The sequence below is a fragment of the Sinorhizobium fredii USDA 205 genome, assembly GCF_001461695.1.
In the GTDB taxonomy this organism is placed as follows: Bacteria; Pseudomonadota; Alphaproteobacteria; order Rhizobiales; family Rhizobiaceae; genus Sinorhizobium; species Sinorhizobium fredii.
Genome location: NZ_AUTC01000063.1, coordinates 1 through 2,373 on the forward strand (window position 1 = coordinate 1; position 2,373 = coordinate 2,373).

At 57.7% G+C, this 2,373-nt stretch carries 2 protein-coding genes; one reads left to right on the forward strand and one right to left on the reverse strand.

Annotation, left to right across the window (positions count from 1 at the left end; genetic code table 11):
• Positions 1–430: 430 nt before the first annotated feature.
• Entirely contained in the window at positions 431–721 is a 291-nt protein-coding gene (locus N181_RS31340) for a VirK family protein (RefSeq protein ID WP_014857679.1), read from the forward strand.
• 131 nt (positions 722–852) lie between these two features.
• On the opposite strand, the gene N181_RS08015 is transcribed toward N181_RS31340, so the two are convergent.
• Positions 853–2,268, reverse strand: a complete 1,416-nt coding sequence (locus N181_RS08015) for a radical SAM family RiPP maturation amino acid epimerase (RefSeq protein WP_014857678.1) — start codon at positions 2,266–2,268, stop codon at positions 853–855.
• Positions 2,269–2,373: the final 105 nt, after the last annotated feature.

The window sequence follows — 2,373 nt, forward strand, 5'->3', positions numbered from 1 at the left end:
CTCATCTTGATTGACGCTTCGTCTCATCTTGGTTGTCGCGCTGCAGCTGAGATTTCCCATTAGAATAGCGTGGCATTTTGGGTTGAATTCAATTGGGACAAGGATAGCAGTAGACGCGGAGCCTTCTCCACACACGGCTGCCGCATCGAGTGGTATGGGCTGTCGGCAAACTGCTCCGGTCCGAAGCCGCACTCTCACCATGAATCCACCCGCGCCCTGTTTGAAACCGCCGAGCCCCGGTTCGCCCGCAGGGGCCGTGTCAACCGTATAGTCGCTCTAAAGAGGACCACCTGTGAAACATATCGTTGCAACCTTATTCGGGATACTGTTTGCTACAGCTGCCAATGCCGCCGGCGATAGTCATGTACTGGCGAGCTTGAACGCGCGCTGACTACCGGCAAACCGGTGAGTGTGACGGTCGATTTTAGGCATGTGCACTCCGGCGACTGCCGATACACCGTCGACCAAGACGCGTGGAGGCGTTAGCATAGACGGCTATAGGATCACATCTGACGGCACCCTCGCTTTTGCAGATCAGCATTTTACCATAGATCGTGACGGTAAGCCGGTTGTCCAGTTTCTTCGTTACCGGATCCGGCCGGACGGTGGCGCCGAATTCACCATGGTCGTCTTCAATGTGCCCAGTTACGAGCGAAAAGGAACGAGCCTGGTCTATAAGTGCTCAATTGGTCACGGATTGAGCTTCTTCTCTTCACCGTGATCTGGCATGTTGCAGCACGATCGCGCGGGTTCGGGTGGCGGATCGTCCCGGATCGGCGGCTGAAGGTTTTCCTGTGGCACCCGCCCGTGCCATTTGCAGTGGTCCCGATAGGTAAAGGAACCCGCCTGCCGCTATCCTTGAGCTTCTTCAATGCGGTCTTTCATGCCGTCGCTGGTCTGCCAAGCATAGCGGTCACCGAGGTCCTCTTCGATCACGCCGGCCGCGTATAACTGATCGAGCAGGTCGGCGACTGCAAGTACGCTCATTCCATCCGTCGAGGCCCGCATAACCAACTCCGAAACTGTAAAGTTGCCGCACGCGATTAGATGGCCAACCGAGATCGGAGCGTAGTCGAGCACCCGGTGTTCCATGCTTCGCGAGCGGAGATGGAAGCAGCGGTCTCCCGCTGTGTACTCCAGGTCCCTGCGAAAGCGGATCGGCAGGTCGGGGGCTGGGCTCTCGAGCATATGTTGATCAATCATGCTCTTGAGCCCGTCCCGGAACTCGTCAGGCGTCCTGAATGACCGTTGACCCACTATGCGATACCCGAGGGGCCAGCGTTCGCTACCCGGTACCGGCGTCACTAGTTGCAAACGTCTCTGCGGCATATTTACGAGGAAGCCGGAAACACAGGCGATCGTCGTGTGATTGCGCTCCGTCAAGGCGATTGCCTCTTGCCTCGCACTGAGTTTCTCCTTCCGCTTGCGCGCACGCCCCGTGAAAGCCTTTGCGGTCGGGGCGTCCTTGCCCTGCATGATGAGTTCGACCCCTGTCAGTTCTTCAGGCGAAAACGCCCTGTGGATCTGATTGAGATGTGCCGTGCTGAGCACAGAGAAGCGATTCATCGTAGTGCCATAAAGATTGAAGAGGCCGAGCACGCGCCTGGTGAGTGCCTCATCCTTGAGCGGGGCGGCCGTCGTTGTTTGCGGCAATGCGCCCGTGATCTGATAGTAGTCGAAGAGAAAGCGGTCGTACTGCGGGTTGTCCATTGGCTCTGTGGCCCAGTAGCAGAACCCAGTACGAGCTGCCGGGCCAAACACCTCGCTCGCGACACCAACCACGCCGCGCCAAAGCTCTGCATGCTGTTTGCTATACTCGTAATAGCCTTTGAACGGAGCGGCCGAGAGGCCGCAGAACCAGCAACCGACGGTGCACCCTTCCCTCAGCTCGAAAGCGATGATGGGGTGTGTGATCGACGGTGCTGATCCGCCCAATTCGTCATTACAACGCCGAATTTGGCGCTCGCGCCAGGCATGAAAGCGAGGGTTGGTCATTGACATATCGCCATGGTCGCGCAGGAGGTCGCGATGGCGCAACATGTCGCGCATGTACTCGTCCCACATTATCGACAGCGGCCATGGTGCAGACTCCGGCTTGTAGCGGTAAGTAAGATGATCATCGCGCCAGAGCGGCAGTATCTCCAGTGGGTCAACTTCAATGCCATAGCGCTCTGTTACCGCGCGAGGGGCGTCGGCGCTCTCCGAAACCGCGGTGCGGAACTTTATGTCACCAGCCAGCCGTTCCATGAAACGCTTGATGTGCGACAAGGTGCGCCGTTGCTCCGGCGTGCGCCGGTTAAAGATCTGGCGCCAATACTCGCCTTTATAAGAGCCTGACCGAAAAAGAGTTGAGTGAAATCAGCCAGTTGTGAT